The organism is Fodinicola acaciae (assembly GCF_010993745.1).
GTDB classification, from domain to species: domain Bacteria; phylum Actinomycetota; class Actinomycetes; order Mycobacteriales; family HKI-0501; genus Fodinicola; species Fodinicola acaciae.
Genome location: NZ_WOTN01000001.1, coordinates 2,053,558 through 2,071,217, shown reverse-complemented (window position 1 = coordinate 2,071,217; position 17,660 = coordinate 2,053,558). Strand labels below are relative to the sequence as shown.

Sequence of the window (17,660 nt, the reverse complement as noted above, 5' to 3'; positions counted from 1 at the left end):
GCTTTCGGTGCCTTTGCGAGGAGTGCGCCGGCGGGACGGGTAGTTGGAGCTGAACGTGATCGGTGGCATCATGCTGGCTTTCCTCCCAACAGTGAGTCGGTGTGGTTCCGTACGACCATCAGGTTACCTGGATCGGTACAGAAACGCACCGTGACGGCACTCATAGGGTGCCGGTCACACCGTCAGTGCGTGGCCTTGGCTGCCGGACGGACCACCTGGACGGCCGCCAGCCAGCGCTCGAGCGGCAGCGACCGGCCCTTGCGCGCCACTGAGGCGGCGTCGTTGAGGACGGAGTCGGGAGTCGCGCAGAGCGCGGCCATCTGGGGCCGGGCGAAGAAAGCCGCGCGGTCGTCGGTGTCGAATTCGGTGGAGTCGGTCCCCGTGAGCGCGCACCACAGCTGGAAGACCGCGTTCTCGCGGGCCGTCGCCGGGTTCGTCAGATCGATGGTTGCCATCGCTGCTGCCTGGTCGTACGCGGGGCCGAGCCCGGTCGTACGCATGGCTGGTCACCTCCGCCGACCAGGATGCTCTCGGCAAACGACGCGCGCCATGCGAGCAGGTAACGGTTGAGCAAACGGTCTGTCTCGATTTGGCCACTGCCGACGTGCCGTCAGACCTGCGCTCCGTCGTCGTACGGATCGTCGTCGTCGCGGTCGCGCATCCGGTAGATCCCGATCGCGAAGCCGGACACCACGCCGGCCAGGCCGAAGAAGCGCACCACGTACTCGTTGATCGGCAGCAGGTTGGGGAAGAACACCAGCAGCAGGCCGAGCGCGACCAGCAGCAGCGCGAGCGCGGTGTACTTGCTGAGCCGCGGCAGCGGTGGCGGCGCCGGTGGGACGTAGCCCTCGTCCTCTGGGTCGACGACGCGCTCATTGGGGTCGAACGGGACGTCCAACCCGACGATCGGCGCCGGCTTCGGCCGCGGCGGCTCCGGCGGCGGCTTTTCCAACACCGGCGCGGGTTCGGTGGCCGCCTCGGTGGCCGTCGGCTCGGTGTCCACGGTCAGCTCGGTCGTACGCGCCGACCCGGACTGTTCGGCGGTGTCGTCCCAGCCGGCGACGATCTGAGCCCACGCGGCCTCGACGTCCAGCTTCGGGTCCAGCTCTCGCCGCGGCCGCTCGTCCGGCACGTTGTCCACGTCGAGCCGGCCGATCAGCGCCTTGGCCTCCTCCAGGTGCCGCTCGTCGACCCACAGCCGGTCGGTCGGCCGGGACGGCAGCGTGGTCGTACGCGTGATCGGATGCAGGTCGGAGCTGGGGATCAGGTAGGCGGCGATGCCGGCCAGTCCGAGCACGTCGAGCAGGTGCTCGCCGACCCGCGGGTCCACGTCGGCGGCCGGGGTGAACTTGGCCGCGGACAGGCCGTTGTCGCGGCGGCCCCGTGACCCGTTGCCGCCGCGGCCGGCGTCGGCCGCGGTCACGAGGAGGCCTCGGCCAGCTCGGTCCCCAGCCGTCTGGCGAACTCCGCGCTGCCGGCGAAGATCGTCTCGGCGTCGTTGTCCAGCGTGGCGACGTGATAGCTGTTCTCCAGCACGACCTCGGCGACGTTCTCCGACGACACGCCTTCGACCAGCAACCGCGAGTTGACACTCTCCACGATGTGGTCGACCTTGCTGCGATAGAGCAGCACCGGCGCGACGACCTTGGCCAGCTCGCCGCGAGTGAGCCGCCACAGGTGCGACAGCGAGTTGGCCGCGCGCAGCGGCGTGCGGTCGTACGCGAGCTCCTGCACGCCGGTCTTCTTGATGTCACCGCCGATGGCGGCCACCGACGGCAGCACCTTGGACAGCACTGGCAGGAACCGCGCGTCCTTGCGCAGCGTGGTCAGTGAGGGGTTGACCAGCACGATGCCGGCCACCTCGTCGGGTCGTTGCTCGGCCAGCCGAATGGTGAGCGTGCCACCCATCGACAGCCCCATCACGAACACCACGCGATGCCGGTCGAGCATCGCGTCGAAAGCGCGCTCCAGCTCGCCGTACCAATCCTCCCAGCGGGTGGCGTTGAGGTCCTGCCAGCGCGTGCCGTGACCCGGCAGCCGCGGACAGCGCACCGGGAAGCCAGCCGCGCGCAGGTGCTCACCCCAGGCGCGCATGCTCTGCGGACTGCCGGTGAAACCGTGGCAGAGCACCACCGCGGCGATCGCCTTGTCAGGTGCTTCCGGCTCCAGCGCGAAAGGCTCGGCTCCGGGCAACACCGCCACCAGAACCACCCCTTTCTCGGCGCGCGTGCCGGACGAATGCCGGTAACCATCGTGACACGCCGCCGAGCCGTTCGGCGAACGGTTACGGCTCCTCCGTCCGGATTGAAATTGCCTGTACGACAGGATAATCGGGGAGCATTCGGCGTACTTCCGGCAGTCGGGGAATACCGCCGGCGGCGGCGAGGATATTGACCAGGCACAGGCACGTTCACGTTGTCCCGGATCGTCGACCAGGAGACCTTTCGATGCTCAGACGTACGTCCCGGCTGGCGGTGGCTCTCGTCGCCGTGGTGGCCGGTTTGTCAACGTTGTCATGGGGTGGCCAGGCGGTGGCCGCCGCGCCGTCGCCATTGCCTTCACCATCGCCGTGGGTCGCGGCGTGGACCGGAAGTCCGCAGCAAGGTGACACCGGAACGCCGTTCTTTCCGCCGCCGGAGACCTTCCAGGGTCAGACCGTGCGGCAGGTCGTACATCCGAACGCAGGTGGTCCGGCGGTCCGGATCCGGCTGTCCAACCTGTTCGGCGACCAGCCGCTGGTCGTCGGTCACGCGACGGTGGCGACGCGTACGACCGCGTCGTCGGTCGACCCGGCCTCGGCTCGGCCGGTGACCTTCTCCGGCCACGCCGGCGTGGCGATCCCGGCCGGCCGCGAGCTGCTGTCCGACCCGGTGCCCTACCGGTTGGTGTCCGGGCGCGACCTGGCTGTCGACCTCTACCTGCCGGTGAAGACGGTCGGCGCGACCCGGCACGCCGACGCGCGTACGACCTCGTACGTCTCGACCGCCGGTGACCACGCCGGTGCGGCGGCGCTGCCGGTCGGCAAGACCATCACCAGCTGGTACTTCCTCACCGACGTGCAGGTGGTCGCGCCGCTGTCCACCGGGATCGTCGCGTTCGGCGACTCGATCACCGACGGCACCGGGTCGACGACCGACGCCAACCACCGGTGGCCCGACTACCTGGACGGCGCGCTGCCGGCGCGTTATGCGGTCGCCGACGAGGCGATCGCCGGCAACCGGCTGCTGCACGACCTGATCGGTCCGTCGGCGGTGAGCCGGTTCGACCGTGACGTACTGTCCAAGCCGTCGGTCCGCTACGTGGTGGTGCTGGAAGGCATCAACGACATCGGCCTGCCGGGCAGCCTCGGCCGCACCGGCGAGGACGTGACGGTCCAGCAGATCATCGGCGCGTACCAGCAGCTCATCGCGCGTGCCAAGGTGCGCGGAGTGACCGTGTACGCCGGCACGCTGACGGCGGTCGGCGGCTCCGGCTACGACACGCCGGTCAACGAGGGCAAGCGCGACGCGGTCAACGCGTGGCTGCGGTCGACGGCCGGAAAAGCCGGCGGTTTCGCCAAGATCGTCGACTTCGACGCGCTGACCCGTGACCCGGCCGACCCCGACCGGATCCTGCCGGCGTACGACAGCGGCGACCACCTGCACCCCAGCGACGCCGGCTACGCGGTGATGGGTAAGGCGGCTGCTCGGCTGTTCTGACCGGCCGGCCTCCTCACGCGCGTGACCTGCGCGTGAGGAGGCTGGCGGCATTCGGTCCGGAACGCGATGGCGGTCCAGTAGGCTCTAGCAACCCAGCGGCGGAAGGGTAGGTGCGAGTGTTCTACTGGCTCTGCAAGTACGTCCTGCTCGGACCGCTGCTCCGCCTGGTGTTCCGACCGGACGTGGAGGGCCGCGAGCACCTGCCGGAGACCGGCGCGGCGATCCTGGCCAGCAACCACCTGTCGTTCGTCGACTCGCTGTTCCTGCCGCTGGTGGTCTCACGCAAGGTCACCTTCCCGGCCAAGGCCGAATACTTCACCTCGCCCGGCATCAAAGGCTTCATGATGCGGCTGTTCTTCACCGCGGCCGGCCAGCTGCCGATCGACCGCGGCTCCGGCTCGGCCGCCAAGGCGACGCTCGACGCCCTCAAGGGCCTGCTGAAGGACGGCGACCTGGTCGGCATCTATCCGGAGGGCACGCGCTCGCCGGACGGCCGGCTCTATCGCGGCAAGACCGGTGTGGCGCGGCTGGTGCTGGAGTCCGGTGCGCCGGTCGTTCCGTGCGCGTTGCTGAACACCAACCAGATCCAGCCGCTGGGCAAGCGGATGCCGCGGATCATGCGGGTACGCATCCGGATCGGCAAGCCGCTCGACTTCAGCCGCTACGCCGGCATGGAGAGCGACCGGATGGTGGCGCGGTCGGTCACCGACGAGATCATGTACGAGATCATGCGGATGTCCGGCCAGACCTACGTCGACATGTACGGCTCGAAGGCCAAGGCGATGCTGGAGAAGCAGGCGCAGCCGGTGGAGGAGAAGACGCCGGTCGGCGCCCCGGCGTGAGCACGCTTCGCCGGCTGGTCCAGCCGCTGCGCCGGCCACTGGGTCTGGAGTTGTCGCTCTGGCGCGCGGTGACCGTCTACCGGGTCATCACGGTCGCGCTCGCGATCGTCAACAACACGACCGAGCTCGGCAACCGGTCGCAGCCGGCGTCCCTGCCGTGGATCGTCGGCGTACTCGCCGTGATGGTCGTCTGGACCGCGGTGACCGCGTTGCTCACCTGGACCGACCAGCGAAACGGCGGACGGCCGTCGTGGTGGGTCCTCGGGCTCGACCTGGCGATCGCCGGCGTCGCCTACCTGGCCTCGATCCCGGCGGTCGGCTTCGCGCAGCTGCAGCTCGGCGCCGGTACGGTCCCCGGCCTGTGGGTCGCGTCGGCGATCCTGTCGTGGGCGCTGGCCGGCGGCATCCGCGCCGGTGTCGCCGCGGCGACGGTCATCAACGCGCTGGCCATCGCCTTGCACGGTTGGCATCCGGGATCGGTCGCCGACAACGTGGTGTTGGCCTATCTCGCCGGCATCGTGGTCGGCTTCACCGGTGGCCTGGTGCGGCGCGCCGAGCTGGCGCTGGCCGAGGCCGTACGCCTGCAGGCCGCGACGGCAGAGCGCGAGCGACTGGCGCGGCACATCCACGACGGTGTGCTTCAGGTGCTCGCGATGGTCAGCCGGCGTGGTGGCGAGCTCGGCGGTGAGGCGGCGCGGCTCGGCGCGCTGGCGGCCGAACAGGAGGCGGCGCTGCGCGCGCTGATCGTGTCCGGCTCGGTGTCCGGCTCGGTGTCCGGCTCGATGGCGGGTGGGGCCGCCGGGCCGGCTGGAGAGGCTGGCGACCGCGACCTGCGCGAGGCGCTGGCGGAGGTCGCGTCGGCGCGTACCGTCACGCTCAGTACGCCGGCTGGCGCGGTGCCGCTGCCGGTGCACGACGCCACCGAGATCGCCGACGCCGTCCGTGCGGCGCTGGACAACGTCCGCGTACACGTCGGCGCCGACGCACCGGCCTGGGTCCTGGTGGAGGACACCGGCGACGAGGTCGTCGTGACCGTACGCGACGACGGTCCCGGCATTCCGGACGGCCGGCTGGCGCAGGCCGCCGCGGACGGTCGGCTCGGCGTCGCGCAGTCGATCCGCGGCCGGATCGGCGACCTCGGTGGCACTGTCGCGGTGGTGTCGGCGCCGGGTGAGGGGACCGAGGTGGAGTTGCACGTCCCGAAGCGCGATGTCACGCGGCGAGGGGGGCGATGAATGTGCACTCTGGACAGATCGTCTAGTGCTGGACGAAGTGTCTAGAGTGCGTGCGCGTGGCAGGCTCGGCCATGGGCGATCGGGTGATTGGTTGAGTGGGCGAGTGGGCGACGGAATGGCCGAGGGACGGAACGGCCCAGTGGCTCGGTGATCGGTGGCTCGGTGATCGGTGGCCCGGTGATCGGTGGCCCAGTGACCCGGTGGCCCAGTGGCCCAGTGGCCCAGTGACCCAGTGGCACCGAGTGGGCAAGGCGCTCGCGCGACGCGCGGGAGGCGGGGACGGAGGTCGAGTCGCATGTCCCCACGCGAGATGTTCCGCGGTGAGCGGACTCCTGATCGCGCACTCTCGACAGATCGTCTAGCGCTGGACGAAGTGTCTAGAGTCCCTCCGCGAGGCAGTCTCCGTCGCCTCGTACGGCCGACCGAGCGGCCAAGGCGTCCCCGCGAGCTGGAGGCGTCTCTGTGGCGGGCGCTCGCCGCCTTCCGGATCCTCGCGATCGTGCCGTCGACGGTCTTCAGCGCGCGGTTCTTCGACCAGTTGGCGACTGGCATGTGGGCGGGCGCGGCGTTGGCGATCATGATCGGCTGGACCGCGGTCGCGACGCTGCTGACCAGCCGGCGTGGCTCGCGGCGGACGATCGCGGCCGGCGACCTGGCGGTCGCTGTGCTGACCACGCTCATGTCGGTGCCGGCGGCCGGCTGGCAGCATCCGTACCAGCTCTCGCAGCCGATCAGCGGCCTCTGGGCCGGCACCGCCGGCCTCGCGTGGGCCCTGTCCGACGGCGCGGTCGCCGGCATCGCTGTCGTCGGCGTCAACCTGCTGCCGAACATCGTGATCCGTGGCGGCTGGACCGGTGGTTCGCTGGAGTCGAGCATCCTTTACGTGCTGGCGGCCGGGGTCGCCGGCTACGCGGTCGGCCTGGTACGCGAGGTCGAGCGCACCTTCGCCGAAGGCGTACGCCTGCAGGCCGCCACCGCCGAGCGCGAGCGGCTGGCGCGCGAGGTGCACGACGGCGTACTGCAGGTGTTGGCCCTGATGAGCCGGAAAACCGAGGACGCCGAGCTGGCCCGGCTGGCCGCCGAGCAGGAGAGCGCGTTGCGCAAGCTGATCCAGTCGCGTCCGGCACGCGGCACCGAGCCGACTGGCGAGGCCGACCTGAAGGAGCTGCTGGCCGACCGCGTCCAGCAGCCGACCGTGCATTTCTCCTCGCCGGCGCAGCCAGTGCTGCTCGCCGCGCCGGTCGCCGACCAGGTGGCCGCCGCCGTTGGCGCGGCACTGGACAATGTGCGTGCGCACGTCGGCGCCGACGCACCGGCGTGGGTCCTGGTCGAGGACACCGGCGACCACGTCGTCGTGACCGTACGCGACGACGGACCCGGCATCCCCGACGGCCGGCTCCAGCAGGCCGCCGCCGACGGCCGGTTGGGGGTTGTGCAGGCGATTCGCGGCCGGATCGCCGATGTCGGCGGTACGGTCGAGATCGTGTCCACGCCGGGGGAAGGGACGGAGGTCGAGATCACTGTCGGCAAATGACCTGCCCGTGGGGGAATCGTCCTTGGACGACACCGATATCACCGTCATGGTGGTCGACGACCATCCACTGTGGACGGACGCGGTGAGCCGGGATCTCGGCTCGGCCGGCTTCTCGGTGGTGGCCACCGCCGCCGACGGCGACGAGGCGGTCCGCCGCGCGCTCGCCACCAGGCCGGCGGTGGTGCTGATGGACCTGCAGCTGCCGAAGGTCAACGGCGTGGAGGCGACCAGGCAGATCCGCGAGGCGCTGCCGGACACCAGAATCCTGGTCCTGTCGGCCAGCGGCGAGCAGCAGGACGTACTCGACGCGGTCAAGGCCGGCGCGCTCGGCTATCTGCTCAAGTCGGCCAGAGCGGAGGAGCTGTACGAGGCCGTCCGCCGGACCGCGGCCGGTCAGGCCAGCTTCACGCCGGGCCTGGCCGGCCTGCTGCTCGGCGAGTATCGCCGGCTGGCCACCGCGGACCCGGCCAAGCCGGAGCGGCCGGAGCTGACCGAGCGCGAGACCGAGGTGCTGCGGTTGATCGCCAAGGGGCTGACCGCCAAGCAGGTCGCCAGCCGGCTGGTGCTTTCGCACCGTACGGTGCAGAACCACGTCCAGAACGCGATGGGCAAGCTGCAGGTGCACAACCGCGCGGAGCTGGTCCGATACGCGATCGAGACAGGCCTGGACGGCGAGCCGGAGCAGCGCCAGTAACGTAGCGGCTGTGACGCAACCCCGGGCGCTCAGGCGGATCTTCTACGACACCGAGTTTCTCGACAACGGGAAGACGATCGAGCTGGTCTCGATCGGCGCGGTGGACGAGGATGGCGCGGAGTTCTACGCGGTGTCGACCGAGTTCAACCCGGACGACGCCATCCCGTGGGTCCGCAAGAACGTGCTCGACAAGCTGCCGTCGCCGGCCGACCCGGCGTGGAAGTCGCGCGAGCAGATCCGCGACGAGTTCTGGCGCTATCTGTCCGCGCGCGACGAGCAGCTGGAGCTGTGGGCCTGGTTCGCCGCGTACGACCACGTGGCGCTAGCGCAGCTGTGGGGAGACATGCGTTCACTGCCGCGGCGGATCCCGCGGTTCACCAAGGACCTGCGACAACGCTGGGACGACCTCGGCAACCCGCCGCTGCCGGAGGCCAACGGCGCGCGGCACGACGCGCTGACCGACGCCAAGCACAACCTGGCCCGCTGGCAGGCCATGGAGGTGCATCGTGGCGGACGTCTCTGGATCGGTTCTGCATAAGACCGCTACGGTATGCGCGGACAGCTGGTTCTGGGCCGGCACGGCTTCTTGAGCACGAAGGGCTTTGCACTATGCGCATCGGCGTACTCACCGGAGGCGGGGACTGCCCCGGCCTCAACGCGGTCATCCGAGCCGTGGTCCGCAAGGGTGTCGCGACGTACGGCCATGAGTTCGTCGGCTTCCGGGACGGCTGGCGGGGTCCGGTCGAGGGGATCAGCGGTCCGCTCGGCATCGAGCAGGTGCGCGGGATCCTGCCCCGCGGCGGCACCATCCTCGGCTCGTCGCGCACCAACCCGTACAAGCTCGACGGCGGCGTCGACAAGATCCGGCAGAACCTGGCCGAGCTGGGCGTCGACGCGCTGGTCGCCATCGGCGGCGAGGACACGCTCGGCGTCGCGAAGCGGCTGACCGACGAAGGCATCCCGGTCGTCGGCGTGCCGAAGACGATCGACAACGACCTCGGCGCGACCGACTACACGTTTGGCTTCGACACCGCGGTCACCATCGCCAGCGAGGCCATCGACCGGCTGCACACGACCGCCGAGTCGCACCACCGCGCGCTGGTCGTCGAGGTCATGGGCCGGCACGCCGGCTGGATCGCCCTGCACTCCGGCCTGTCCGGCGGCGCCAACGTCATCCTGGTGCCGGAGAAGCCGTTCGACATCGACCAGGTGGTCGCGTACGTCGAGCGGCGGTTCGAGGACCACTACGCGCCGATCATCGTGGTCGCCGAAGGCGCACTGCCGTCCGGCGGTGCCGAGTCGCTGCGCAACGACAAGAAGGACGCCTTCGGTCACGTGCAGCTCGGCGGCATCGGCAACTGGCTGGCCAACGAGCTGGAGCAGCGTACCGGCAAGGAGTCGCGCGCGGTCGTCCTCGGCCACGTCCAGCGCGGCGGGACGCCGACCGCCTTCGACCGCGTGCTGGCGACCCGCTTCGGCCTGCACGCCATCGACGCCGTCCACGAGAAGGACTTCGGCAAGATGGTCGCGCTGCAGGGCACGAACATCGTGCGCGTACCGATCGAGGAGGCGACCGCCGAGCTCAAGACGGTGCCGGAGGAGCGCTACGCCGAGGCCGAGGTCTTCTTCGGCTGAGCCGCGTCGGCCGCATGGCCCCCATGCGTGCGCCGGACGCACGCATGGGGCCACGCGGCCTCACTGCGTAAGGTGCCAATAACGCCGGCCCGTATCCTTGAAGCCGTGACCAGTACGCAGTCCGACACTGCCGACGATCTGATGACCGATGTCATGAACGACAGCACCGAGCGGCACTCCTGGCGCCGGCTGCCGGCCGCGCAGCAGCCGACCTGGCCCGACCCGGCCGTGCTGGCCGACGTACACCGGACGCTGTCCACCGTGCCGCCGATCGTCGCGCCGTACGAGGTGGACGACCTGCGCGAGAAGCTCGCCGCGGTGGCGGCCGGCAAGGCTTTCCTGCTGCAGGGCGGCGACTGCGCGGAGACCTTCGACGACAACACCGAGCCGCACCTGCGCTCGCTGACCCGCACGCTGCTCGGCATGGCCGTCGTCCTCACCTACGGCGCCAGCGTCCCGGTGGTGAAGGTCGGCCGGGTCGCCGGCCAGTACGCCAAGCCGCGGTCCTCCGACAAGGACGCGCTCGGCCTGTTCAGCTATCGCGGTGACATGGTCAACTCGCTGGAGCCGACCGAGGCGGCACGCCGGCCGGATCCGCAGCGGATGGTCCGGGCGTACGCCAACTCCGCGGCCGCGATGAACATGATCCGCGCGTACGCGCGGGCCGGCCTGGCCGACCTGACCACGGTGCACGACTGGAACAACAACTTCGTCAAGCAGTCCGCCGCCGGCGAGCGTTACGAGGCGATCGCGCGCGAGATCGACCGCGCGCTGGCGTTCATGGCCGCCTGTGGCGTCGACGACGACGCGCTGCGCCAGGTCGACCTGTTCTGCTCGCACGAGGCGTTGATCCTGGACTACGAGGACGCGCTGACCCGGCCGGAGGAGGGCCAGCTCTACGACCTGTCCGCGCACATGGTGTGGGTCGGCGAGCGGACCCGGCAGCTGGACGGCGCGCACGTCGAGTTCGTGTCCAAGATCGCCAACCCGGTCGGCGTGAAGCTCGGTCCGACCACCACGCCTGAGACCGCGGTCGAGCTGGTCGAGCGGCTCAACCCGCAGCGCGTACCCGGCCGGCTGACCTTCATCAGCCGGATGGGTAACGACAAAGTACGCGAGGTTTTGCCGCCGGTGGTGGAAAAAGTGACGGCGACCGGCCACCAGGTGGTGTGGGCCTGCGACCCGATGCACGGCAACACCTTCGAGTCGGCCAGCGGCTACAAGACCCGCCACTTCGACCGGATCGTCGACGAGGTGCTCGGCTTCTTCGAGGTGCACCGCAGCCTGGGCACCTATCCAGGCGGCATCCACGTCGAGCTCACCGGCGAGGAGGTCACCGAGTGCCTCGGTGGCGCGCAGGAGATCAGCGACGCCGACCTGGCCGGCCGCTATGAGACCGCCTGCGACCCGCGGCTGAACACGCAGCAGTCGCTGGAGCTCGGCTTCCTGCTCGCCGAGATGTTGCGCGGCTGACCGTATTTTCCGAAAAACTCAGCCGAGCGTCAGGATGGCCTTGCCGGAGATCTGCCGGTTCCAGAGTTTTTCAATGATCGGCCCGAAATCGTCCCACCGCACGGTCTCGCCGATCCGCGGGTCGAGCCGGCCGGCCGCGATCAGGTCCAGCAGGAAACGCAGGTCGTTGCCGCCGGTACGGCGCCGGCCGACCTCGTCGAGCAGAGACAGCCAACTGTAGGAGAAGTTCCGGCGGCTGAGGCCGTAGTCAGGCGGCAGCACCACCTCCGCGCCGGCCGAGTTGCCGACCGAGACCGCGATCCCGTGCGGATTCAGCTGTGACATGGCGGTGGTGAAGACCTTGCCGCCGGCCGACTCGACCAGCACGTCGGCGCCGCCGGCCGGGGGATTGTCATACGTACCAACGACATCGGCGCCGAGCTCGGTCAGTCCGGCGCCGCGCTCCGCCGAGCCGACCAGCGCCGTGACGTGCGCGCCGCCGCGAGCTGCCAGCTGTACGGCGAAAACTCCGACGCCGCCGGCGGCGCCGGTGATCAGCACGCGGCGACCGAGCAGCCAGCCGGCGCGCTGCAGGGCGTAGAGCGCGGTCATGCCGGCGACCGGAGTCGCGGCCGCCTGCTCTGCGGCCACGTCGTCCGGGATGGTAGCCAGCGTGTGACCGGCCGCGGCGACCCGCTCGGCCCACGCGCCCTGCGCGACCGCTCCGGCGACGCGCGCGCCAGCCGGTGGTCCGCTTCCGTCGGCGGCCGGCGTCAACACGACGCCGGCGTAGTCGTAACCGCGTACGGTGCCGGCCGGCGAGTTCCTGGCCCAGAACGTGTCGCCGCGGTTGACGCTGGCCGCCTCGACCTGGACGACGGCCTGGTCGGGCAGTGGTCGCGGCTCAGCTACGTCGGCGAACCGGAAACCGGTCGGTCCGCCGCCGGTGGTGACAATCGCTTTCATCGCTCACTTCCACGTCGTAGACAGTGCTCAGCCGAAGTAAACCACACGGTGTAGTTTAGTGTCAGTACACTCGCCGCATGGTGGACCGGAGGATGCCGGCGAAACGCGAGGCGATCCTCGCGGCGGCCACCGCCGTGTTCCTGCGCGAGGGATATGCGCGGGCCAGCGTCGACACGATCGCGGCGAAGGCGGACGTGTCCAAGCGCACGGTCTACAGCCACTTCGCCGACAAGGAAGCGCTCTTCCTGGCCGTGGTGAACACCGCGCACAACGAGCTGTTCGGCACCGCGAGCGTCGACATCGCCGACCTGCTGTGCCGGCCGGACCGCGTCGACCACGACATCCGGCTGATCGGCCGGCGCGTACTCGACTATCTACTGGAGCCGGAGGTCGCTGCGCTGCGCCGGCTGATCATCGCCGAGGTCGCACACCATCCCGGCATCGGCGCGGCCTGCCGGCACGGCGTGCCGCACCAGATCGCGCAGTGGATGGCCGGCCGGCTCGGTGAGTTGGCCGCGGCCGGCGCGCTGAGCGTCGACGACCCCGTACGCGCGGCACACCAGTTCATGTCGCTGCTGGTCGCCAACGGACTGTCCGAGTCGCTCTACGGCACGTCCGCATTGGACGAGACACAGGCCGCCGCGATCGTCGACGACGCGGCCGACATCTTCCTGCGAGCCTATCGCCGGCGATAATGGCGGCTCCATAATGGCGGTATGGCCAACCCCGCCGCCGGCACGGCACTCGGTCCCATGTCGATCGTCGCGATGGACCAGTACGAGGAGCATCCGCTGATCGACGATCCGCTGGCCGGCCGGTTCCTCCCGAGCGGCACGCGGACGATGGTGGCGGCGACGAAGTGGTCACCGTTGCGCCATCTGATGGTCAACGCGACCGAGCGGCAGATCCCCGGCCTGTGGGGGAGCATGTTGTGCCGGAAACGGTACGTGGACGACAGGGTCCGCGAGGCGGTGAGCGCCGGCGCCGGCCAGGTCGTCATCCTCGGCGCCGGTTGGGACACGCGCGCGTACCGTATGGGGCTCGGTGTCCGCGTGTTCGAGGTCGACCTGCCGGAGAACATCGATCGCAAACGCGCCGCTCTGGAGCGGATCTACGGTCGGGTGCCGGACGAGGTGACGCTGGTGCCGCTGGATTTCCAGACGCAGAGCCTGCCCGATGTGTTGACGCTCAGCGGAAAAACATTTTTCGTCTGGGAAGCGGTCACGCAGTATCTCAGCGAGGAAGCCGTCCGCGCGGTTTTCCGTTACCTGTCAACGGCCGAGCCTGGCAGCGGCCTGGTTTTCACCTACGTACGCGAGGATTTCATCGCCGGCACGGCGATGTACGGAGCGGAGGCCGCGTACAAGCGGTTCGTCGCCTCGCGGCCCCCGCTGTGGACCTTTGGCATGGATCCAGAGAAAGTCGCCGGCTTCCTGGCGGAGTACGGCTGGCGGCTGACCGAGGACGTGGGCCCGGCGGAGTTCACCGAGCGCTACGTGCGGCCGGCCGGCCGCCAGCTCGCAGTGACCGAGATCGAGCGGTCGGTGTCAGCCGTACGCGCGGAAGAAGCCGCGGATCTCGGCAACTAACTCGGCAGGCACGGCCATCGCGACCATGTGGCTCGGGCTGCGACCGTGGCCCCAGTGCACCAGGTTGTTCTTCTTGGCCGCGATCTGCCGGAAAACGTCCGGACCGCCGAACGAAACGCCGACCGGCGTGGCTTTCTGGTCGATCGGCATGCCGGCGGCACCTTCGTAATAGGTCCACGACGACGATCCGCCGGTCCGCGTGAACCAGTAGAGGCTGACGGTCGTCAGCATCTCGTCCAGATCGATCGTCTCGACGTCGGCTGTCGACCAGCCGTCGAATTCCTTGTATCGCTCGACAATGTAGGCCAGCTGTGCCACCGGGGAGTCGGTGAAGCCAAAACTCAGTGTCTGAGCGCGGTTGGCCAGATAGGGGCCGTAGCCGCTACCACCGGCGAAATGTCCGGCCATTTCCTGGACGGCGGCCAGGTCCTGCTCGGACAGGCCGTCCAGATCGGCCGGATCACCGGTCGGAATTCCGAGGCCGGCGGTGATGTGGGCGGCTACCACATGCTCAGGATCGATCGCCGCCAACTGCGCGGTCACCAGAGCACCGGCGTCGTTTCCGTGCGCGCCATAGCGTTCGTAGCCGAGCCGGTCCATCAGCGCGGCCCAGGTTTCGGCGACCCGCAACACGCTCCACGGCCGCTCGTCAGCCGGCTCCGGAAACGCGGAAAACGCGAATCCCGGCAATGACGGCGCCACCACGTGAAAAGCCTGGCCACCGTCCGGTGGGTCGGTCAGTGGACCGATGATGTCGAGAAACTCGGCGACCGAATTGGGCCAGCTGTGCGTGAGCAGCAGCGGAAGCGCGTCGGAGTGTTGTGATCGTACGTGCAGGAAATGGATCCGTTGGCCGTCGATGTCGGTGACGAACTGCGGAAACTCGTTCAGCGCCGCCTCGTACGCGCGCCAGTCGTAGCCGTTTTGCCAGCGGTCGGCCAGTTTCCGGAGATAGTCGACCGGCACGCCGCGGCTCCACCGGCCACCTGGCAACGCCGCCGGCCAGCGCGTGTTGGCGAGCCGCTGGTGCAGGTCGTCGAGGTCGCGCTGCGAAATCTCGATACGGAAGGGATGGATGGTAGTCGGCATCGGAAGTCCTCTCTGCGTGCTGTCCTCCGACACCGTATTGCCGATCTAGGCCAGATCATGACCTAGATAGGCGCGAACCCGATACCGCATGCGAGCGGCTGTTTTCGCGCACCGCGCATCGGCCGGCACGTAAGGTGGGATGACGTGACCGTAGACCTGCGAAGCGACACTGTGACCAGGCCGACCCCCGGCATGCGCGAGGCGATGGCCAACGCCGAGGTCGGCGACGACGTGTATGGCGAGGACCCGGAGATCAACGCGCTGGAGGCCGAGGTCGCCGCGCTGTTCGGCCATGAGGCCGCGCTGTTCGTGCCGACCGGCACGATGGGCAACCAGATCGGCGTCGCGCTGCACGCGCAGCCCGGCGACGAGGTGCTGTGCGACGTCGGCGCGCACCTGCTCGCGTACGAACGCGGCGGCTCGGCCGCGTTCTTCGGCATCACCAGCCGGACCATCGTCTCGCCCGACGGCATCTGCGTCCCGGACGCGTACGCGGCGCACGTGCGTGAAGGCGACTGGCACACGGTCGGCACCGCCGTGCTCCAGGTGGAGAACACGCACAACCGCGGCGGTGGTCGCGTACAGCCGCTGGAAGCGTTGCGTGGCCTGCGAAAAGTCGCCGACGACAGCGGGATCGCCGTGCACTGCGACGGCGCTCGGATCTGGAACGCGCACATCGCCAGCGGTGTGCCGCTGAGCGAGTACGGGCCGCTTTTCGACACCGTCTCGGTGTGCCTGTCGAAAGGGCTCGGCGCTCCGGTCGGTTCGGTGCTGGTGCTGCCGGCTCGGCTCAAGGCGCGCGCTCGCATCCTGCGTGGCCGGATGGGTGGCGGCATGCGGCAGGCCGGCGTACTCGCCGCCGCCGGTCGCTACGCGATCAAGAACCACCTCGCCGGCCTCGCCGACGACCACGCTCGCGCGCGGCGGCTCGCCGAGGCCCTGGAGCCGTACGGCGTGGTGGACCTGGCCCAGGTGGAGACCAACCTGGTGATGATCAACCTGTCACAATCGGGACCCGATTCCGCGGCCTTCGCCAAGGCGGCTGCCGACGCCGGCGTGCTGGTTTCGGCGATGGACCCTCGTCGCGTACGCCTGGTGACACATCTGGACGTGTCGGACGACGACATCGAGGTGGCCGCGAAGGTGCTGACCGGCCTCGTCGCTGGCTGACGGTCCGTAGACTGACGCGTACCAACGGTCCACGCACACGGAAGGTGTCGTCCATGCCAAAGGTCATCGTCCCGGTCGGCTTCGACGGCGGACCGTTCTGGTCGATGGAGCCCGGCGAGCACCCGCAATACTGCCGCGTCTTGCTTGGCGACCAGACAATGCACCTTCCAGAAGACGCTTACCTCGTGTGGGGTACGGCGATGCTTGACCAACCCGCACACGCGGAGAGTCGCTTTACCAAGGCCGATCTGGTGCGGCTCAGCTCGGATGACAGCCGGATCGTTGATCCAGAAGGAACGGTAGACAGACTGTCCAACGCAGGACTTTTGGTTGAATTCGATCCCGAGGATGCACTGACCTTCCTACGTTCCTACAAGCTTTATCTCCTCGCAGAGGGTTCGGGTAACAGCAAGGAACGACCTGAGAGCTTCCGGCTCAGCCGGCGCGGTGAGGTCGTGCTGGAGCTCTACTACGACGCCTACGCGATCCTTGAGGGCATGCCGTATGCGGCGAACATGTGGGATGAGATTCAGGACTATGTCAAGACGCTGCCGTCTGAAGGCACCTTCAGCCTCGAGCAACTGACGCTCATGTTCGCCAGTGCTGTGCCTGCGCTCGTCGCGTCTCGATGCGGATATCTGCAGCCGTCATGACGACCCCAGGTAGCGACATCACGAGCCAGCCGCGCAAGGGCGAGCTGGGACAGCATGCGGCGTCAGCGAAGTCGCGACTGTCGGCATTGGTTGGAATTTCCGACGCCGACGAGCGCAAGAGTTTTCGCGAGAAGGCGATTGACGCCGGGTTGAAATTGGCATTGACCTATCCGGCTCGCCTCCTAGCCGGCGGCACTGCGTTTGTAAGCACCGGTTCGAAGGAGCTGATCATCGGACTCGGCGTCGCCACGGTCATGGACGTTGCCGTTAATCGGATCCGGTCGAAGTTGAAGGATCGGTCGGCGGCGAAGAAGAAGGCGGAGCAGATCGAGAAGGGGCTCGATCCCGACAAGGATCCGCTTGAGCAGCTGCAGGATGCGCGCCAGGAAATCGACGGCCTCCGTGAGGAGCTGTCGCAAACACGGGCCGACCACAAGGCGTTGCAGAACCGGGTCACCGAGCTGGCGCAGAAGCTGAGTTACACCAACCAGGCGGCGACCCGCGCGGACCAGAAGGCGGATGCGAGCCTCGACCAGCTCTCGGCCGTACGCACGTCGGTGCAGGGCCTGGCCGCTCAGCAAAGCCAGACTGTCAACGATCCGCACGTACGGTTGATGATCCAGAGCGCGGTCGAGCAGTCACTCGCGCAGAACAACGAGACCTGGCAACGGCAGGTGGCCGCCTGGAACGGTCAGATCGCCGCGGAGCTCCAGGCTCGCGACGCGCGGATCAACGCTCTCGAAGCGGCTCAGGCGATGCCCCAGTACACACCGGCGCAGCAACCACCGCCGCAACAACAAGCGCCACCGGAGCAGCCGGCGAAACAGAGCTGGTGGGATCGCGTACGTGGCCGGTCACCGGAGCCAGCGCCGGCGCCCGCCCAGCAACCGCAGCCTCAGCCGGAGCCGAGGCCGGTGTATCCCGGCACGGAAAGCCAGGCCGGCATGCCGGCTCCGGGCTGGCAGCAGTTTCGCGGTGCCGAGCCGCGACCGGACAGCCAGCAGCCACAGCACCAACAGCAAGCGCCGACGCTGCGGCAACAGGGACCGCTGGCGACGCCGCCGAGCGCGTCGAAGCCAGGCAGGGGACCGAAAATCAGCTGA

General features: G+C 69.1%; 18 protein-coding genes. 13 read left to right on the top strand and 5 right to left on the bottom strand.

Going from position 1 to position 17,660, the window contains the following annotated elements:
• Positions 1-182: 182 nt before the first annotated feature.
• The 3 genes from GNX95_RS09635 to GNX95_RS09625 form a co-directional block, all read right to left on the bottom strand.
• Positions 183-500, bottom strand: coding sequence for a hypothetical protein (locus tag GNX95_RS09635; RefSeq protein ID WP_163506760.1), 318 nt, complete (start codon positions 498-500; stop codon positions 183-185).
• A gap of 110 nt (positions 501-610) precedes the next feature.
• Complete coding sequence (locus GNX95_RS09630) at positions 611-1,423, bottom strand: DUF308 domain-containing protein (RefSeq protein WP_163506759.1); 813 nt, start codon at positions 1,421-1,423, stop codon at positions 611-613.
• Positions 1,420-2,202 (bottom strand): alpha/beta hydrolase, encoded by a 783-nt coding sequence (locus GNX95_RS09625; protein ID WP_222853481.1) that lies wholly within the window; start codon positions 2,200-2,202, stop codon positions 1,420-1,422. Before GNX95_RS09625 ends, GNX95_RS09630 begins: the two co-directional genes overlap by 4 nt.
• A gap of 245 nt (positions 2,203-2,447) precedes the next feature.
• Here GNX95_RS09625 and GNX95_RS09620 point away from each other — a divergent pair, with 245 nt between their 5' ends.
• From GNX95_RS09620 to GNX95_RS09585, 8 genes are all read left to right on the top strand, one after another.
• The gene (locus tag GNX95_RS09620) at positions 2,448-3,698 is read left to right on the top strand and encodes an SGNH/GDSL hydrolase family protein (protein WP_163506758.1); all 1,251 of its coding nucleotides are present in this window, start codon (positions 2,448-2,450) and stop codon (positions 3,696-3,698) included.
• Between the two features lie 116 nt (positions 3,699-3,814).
• Positions 3,815-4,540, top strand: coding sequence for a lysophospholipid acyltransferase family protein (locus GNX95_RS09615; protein ID WP_163507952.1), 726 nt, complete (start codon positions 3,815-3,817; stop codon positions 4,538-4,540).
• A complete protein-coding gene (gene macS, locus GNX95_RS09610; RefSeq protein ID WP_222853480.1) occupies positions 4,537-5,775 on the top strand; it encodes a MacS family sensor histidine kinase in 1,239 nt (412 codons plus the stop codon). The genes GNX95_RS09615 and macS (GNX95_RS09610) overlap by 4 nt, the downstream gene beginning before the upstream one ends.
• A 373-nt stretch (positions 5,776-6,148) precedes the next feature.
• Entirely contained in the window at positions 6,149-7,309 is a 1,161-nt protein-coding gene (macS, locus tag GNX95_RS09605; protein WP_163506757.1) for a MacS family sensor histidine kinase, read from the top strand.
• Positions 7,310-7,355: 46 nt separating this feature from the next.
• On the top strand, positions 7,356-8,003 hold the full coding sequence (locus GNX95_RS09600; RefSeq protein WP_343034859.1) for a response regulator: 648 nt from the start codon (positions 7,356-7,358) through the stop codon (positions 8,001-8,003).
• 10 nt (positions 8,004-8,013) lie between these two features.
• Positions 8,014-8,541 (top strand): polyadenylate-specific 3'-exoribonuclease AS, encoded by a 528-nt coding sequence (locus GNX95_RS09595; RefSeq protein WP_163506755.1) that lies wholly within the window; start codon positions 8,014-8,016, stop codon positions 8,539-8,541.
• Positions 8,542-8,612: 71 nt separating this feature from the next.
• Complete coding sequence (locus tag GNX95_RS09590; protein WP_163506754.1) at positions 8,613-9,638, top strand: 6-phosphofructokinase; 1,026 nt, start codon at positions 8,613-8,615, stop codon at positions 9,636-9,638.
• Positions 9,639-9,779: 141 nt separating this feature from the next.
• Positions 9,780-11,111 (top strand): class II 3-deoxy-7-phosphoheptulonate synthase, encoded by a 1,332-nt coding sequence (locus GNX95_RS09585; protein ID WP_163507950.1) that lies wholly within the window; start codon positions 9,780-9,782, stop codon positions 11,109-11,111.
• Positions 11,112-11,129: 18 nt separating this feature from the next.
• On the opposite strand, the gene GNX95_RS09580 is transcribed toward GNX95_RS09585, so the two are convergent.
• On the bottom strand, positions 11,130-12,056 hold the full coding sequence (locus GNX95_RS09580) for a zinc-binding dehydrogenase (RefSeq protein WP_163506753.1): 927 nt from the start codon (positions 12,054-12,056) through the stop codon (positions 11,130-11,132).
• 77 nt (positions 12,057-12,133) lie between these two features.
• Between GNX95_RS09580 and GNX95_RS09575 the strand changes: the two genes are divergently transcribed.
• Together GNX95_RS09575 and GNX95_RS09570 are read left to right on the top strand one after the other, a co-directional pair.
• Positions 12,134-12,751 carry a TetR/AcrR family transcriptional regulator gene (locus GNX95_RS09575; protein ID WP_163506752.1) on the top strand — a complete coding sequence of 206 codons (618 nt, stop codon included), beginning with the start codon at positions 12,134-12,136 and terminating at the stop codon, positions 12,749-12,751.
• Between the two features lie 21 nt (positions 12,752-12,772).
• Positions 12,773-13,645: an SAM-dependent methyltransferase gene (locus GNX95_RS09570; protein ID WP_163506751.1), complete on the top strand. Its 873-nt coding sequence runs from the start codon at positions 12,773-12,775 to the stop codon at positions 13,643-13,645.
• Here the strand turns inward: GNX95_RS09570 and GNX95_RS09565 are convergent.
• Positions 13,604-14,734, bottom strand: coding sequence for an epoxide hydrolase family protein (locus GNX95_RS09565; RefSeq protein WP_163506750.1), 1,131 nt, complete (start codon positions 14,732-14,734; stop codon positions 13,604-13,606). The genes GNX95_RS09570 and GNX95_RS09565 overlap by 42 nt on opposite strands.
• A gap of 144 nt (positions 14,735-14,878) precedes the next feature.
• Here GNX95_RS09565 and GNX95_RS09560 point away from each other — a divergent pair, with 144 nt between their 5' ends.
• The 3 genes from GNX95_RS09560 to GNX95_RS09550 are packed head-to-tail and all read left to right on the top strand — an operon-like array spanning position 14,879 to position 17,660.
• Complete coding sequence (locus GNX95_RS09560) at positions 14,879-15,904, top strand: threonine aldolase family protein (protein ID WP_163506749.1); 1,026 nt, start codon at positions 14,879-14,881, stop codon at positions 15,902-15,904.
• Positions 15,905-15,957: 53 nt separating this feature from the next.
• Positions 15,958-16,557 (top strand): hypothetical protein, encoded by a 600-nt coding sequence (locus GNX95_RS09555; protein ID WP_163506748.1) that lies wholly within the window; start codon positions 15,958-15,960, stop codon positions 16,555-16,557.
• A complete protein-coding gene (locus GNX95_RS09550) occupies positions 16,554-17,660 on the top strand; it encodes a hypothetical protein (protein WP_163506747.1) in 1,107 nt (368 codons plus the stop codon). Before GNX95_RS09555 ends, GNX95_RS09550 begins: the two co-directional genes overlap by 4 nt.

What these genes read in the sequence shown, in the direction of transcription:
- GNX95_RS09635 (WP_163506760.1), bottom strand. Translation starts at nt 500, where the DNA reads ATGCGTACGACCGGGCTCGGCCCCGCGTACGACCAGGCAGCAGCGATG.
- GNX95_RS09620 (WP_163506758.1), top strand. Translation starts at nt 2,448, where the DNA reads ATGCTCAGACGTACGTCCCGGCTGGCGGTGGCTCTCGTCGCCGTGGTG.
- GNX95_RS09600 (WP_343034859.1), top strand. Translation starts at nt 7,356, where the DNA reads ATGGTGGTCGACGACCATCCACTGTGGACGGACGCGGTGAGCCGGGAT.
- GNX95_RS09590 (WP_163506754.1), top strand. Translation starts at nt 8,613, where the DNA reads ATGCGCATCGGCGTACTCACCGGAGGCGGGGACTGCCCCGGCCTCAAC.
- GNX95_RS09585 (WP_163507950.1), top strand. Translation starts at nt 9,780, where the DNA reads ATGACCGATGTCATGAACGACAGCACCGAGCGGCACTCCTGGCGCCGG.
- GNX95_RS09580 (WP_163506753.1), bottom strand. Translation starts at nt 12,056, where the DNA reads ATGAAAGCGATTGTCACCACCGGCGGCGGACCGACCGGTTTCCGGTTC.
- GNX95_RS09575 (WP_163506752.1), top strand. Translation starts at nt 12,134, where the DNA reads ATGGTGGACCGGAGGATGCCGGCGAAACGCGAGGCGATCCTCGCGGCG.
- GNX95_RS09570 (WP_163506751.1), top strand. Translation starts at nt 12,773, where the DNA reads ATGGCCAACCCCGCCGCCGGCACGGCACTCGGTCCCATGTCGATCGTC.
- GNX95_RS09565 (WP_163506750.1), bottom strand. Translation starts at nt 14,734, where the DNA reads ATGCCGACTACCATCCATCCCTTCCGTATCGAGATTTCGCAGCGCGAC.
- GNX95_RS09555 (WP_163506748.1), top strand. Translation starts at nt 15,958, where the DNA reads ATGCCAAAGGTCATCGTCCCGGTCGGCTTCGACGGCGGACCGTTCTGG.
- GNX95_RS09550 (WP_163506747.1), top strand. Translation starts at nt 16,554, where the DNA reads ATGACGACCCCAGGTAGCGACATCACGAGCCAGCCGCGCAAGGGCGAG.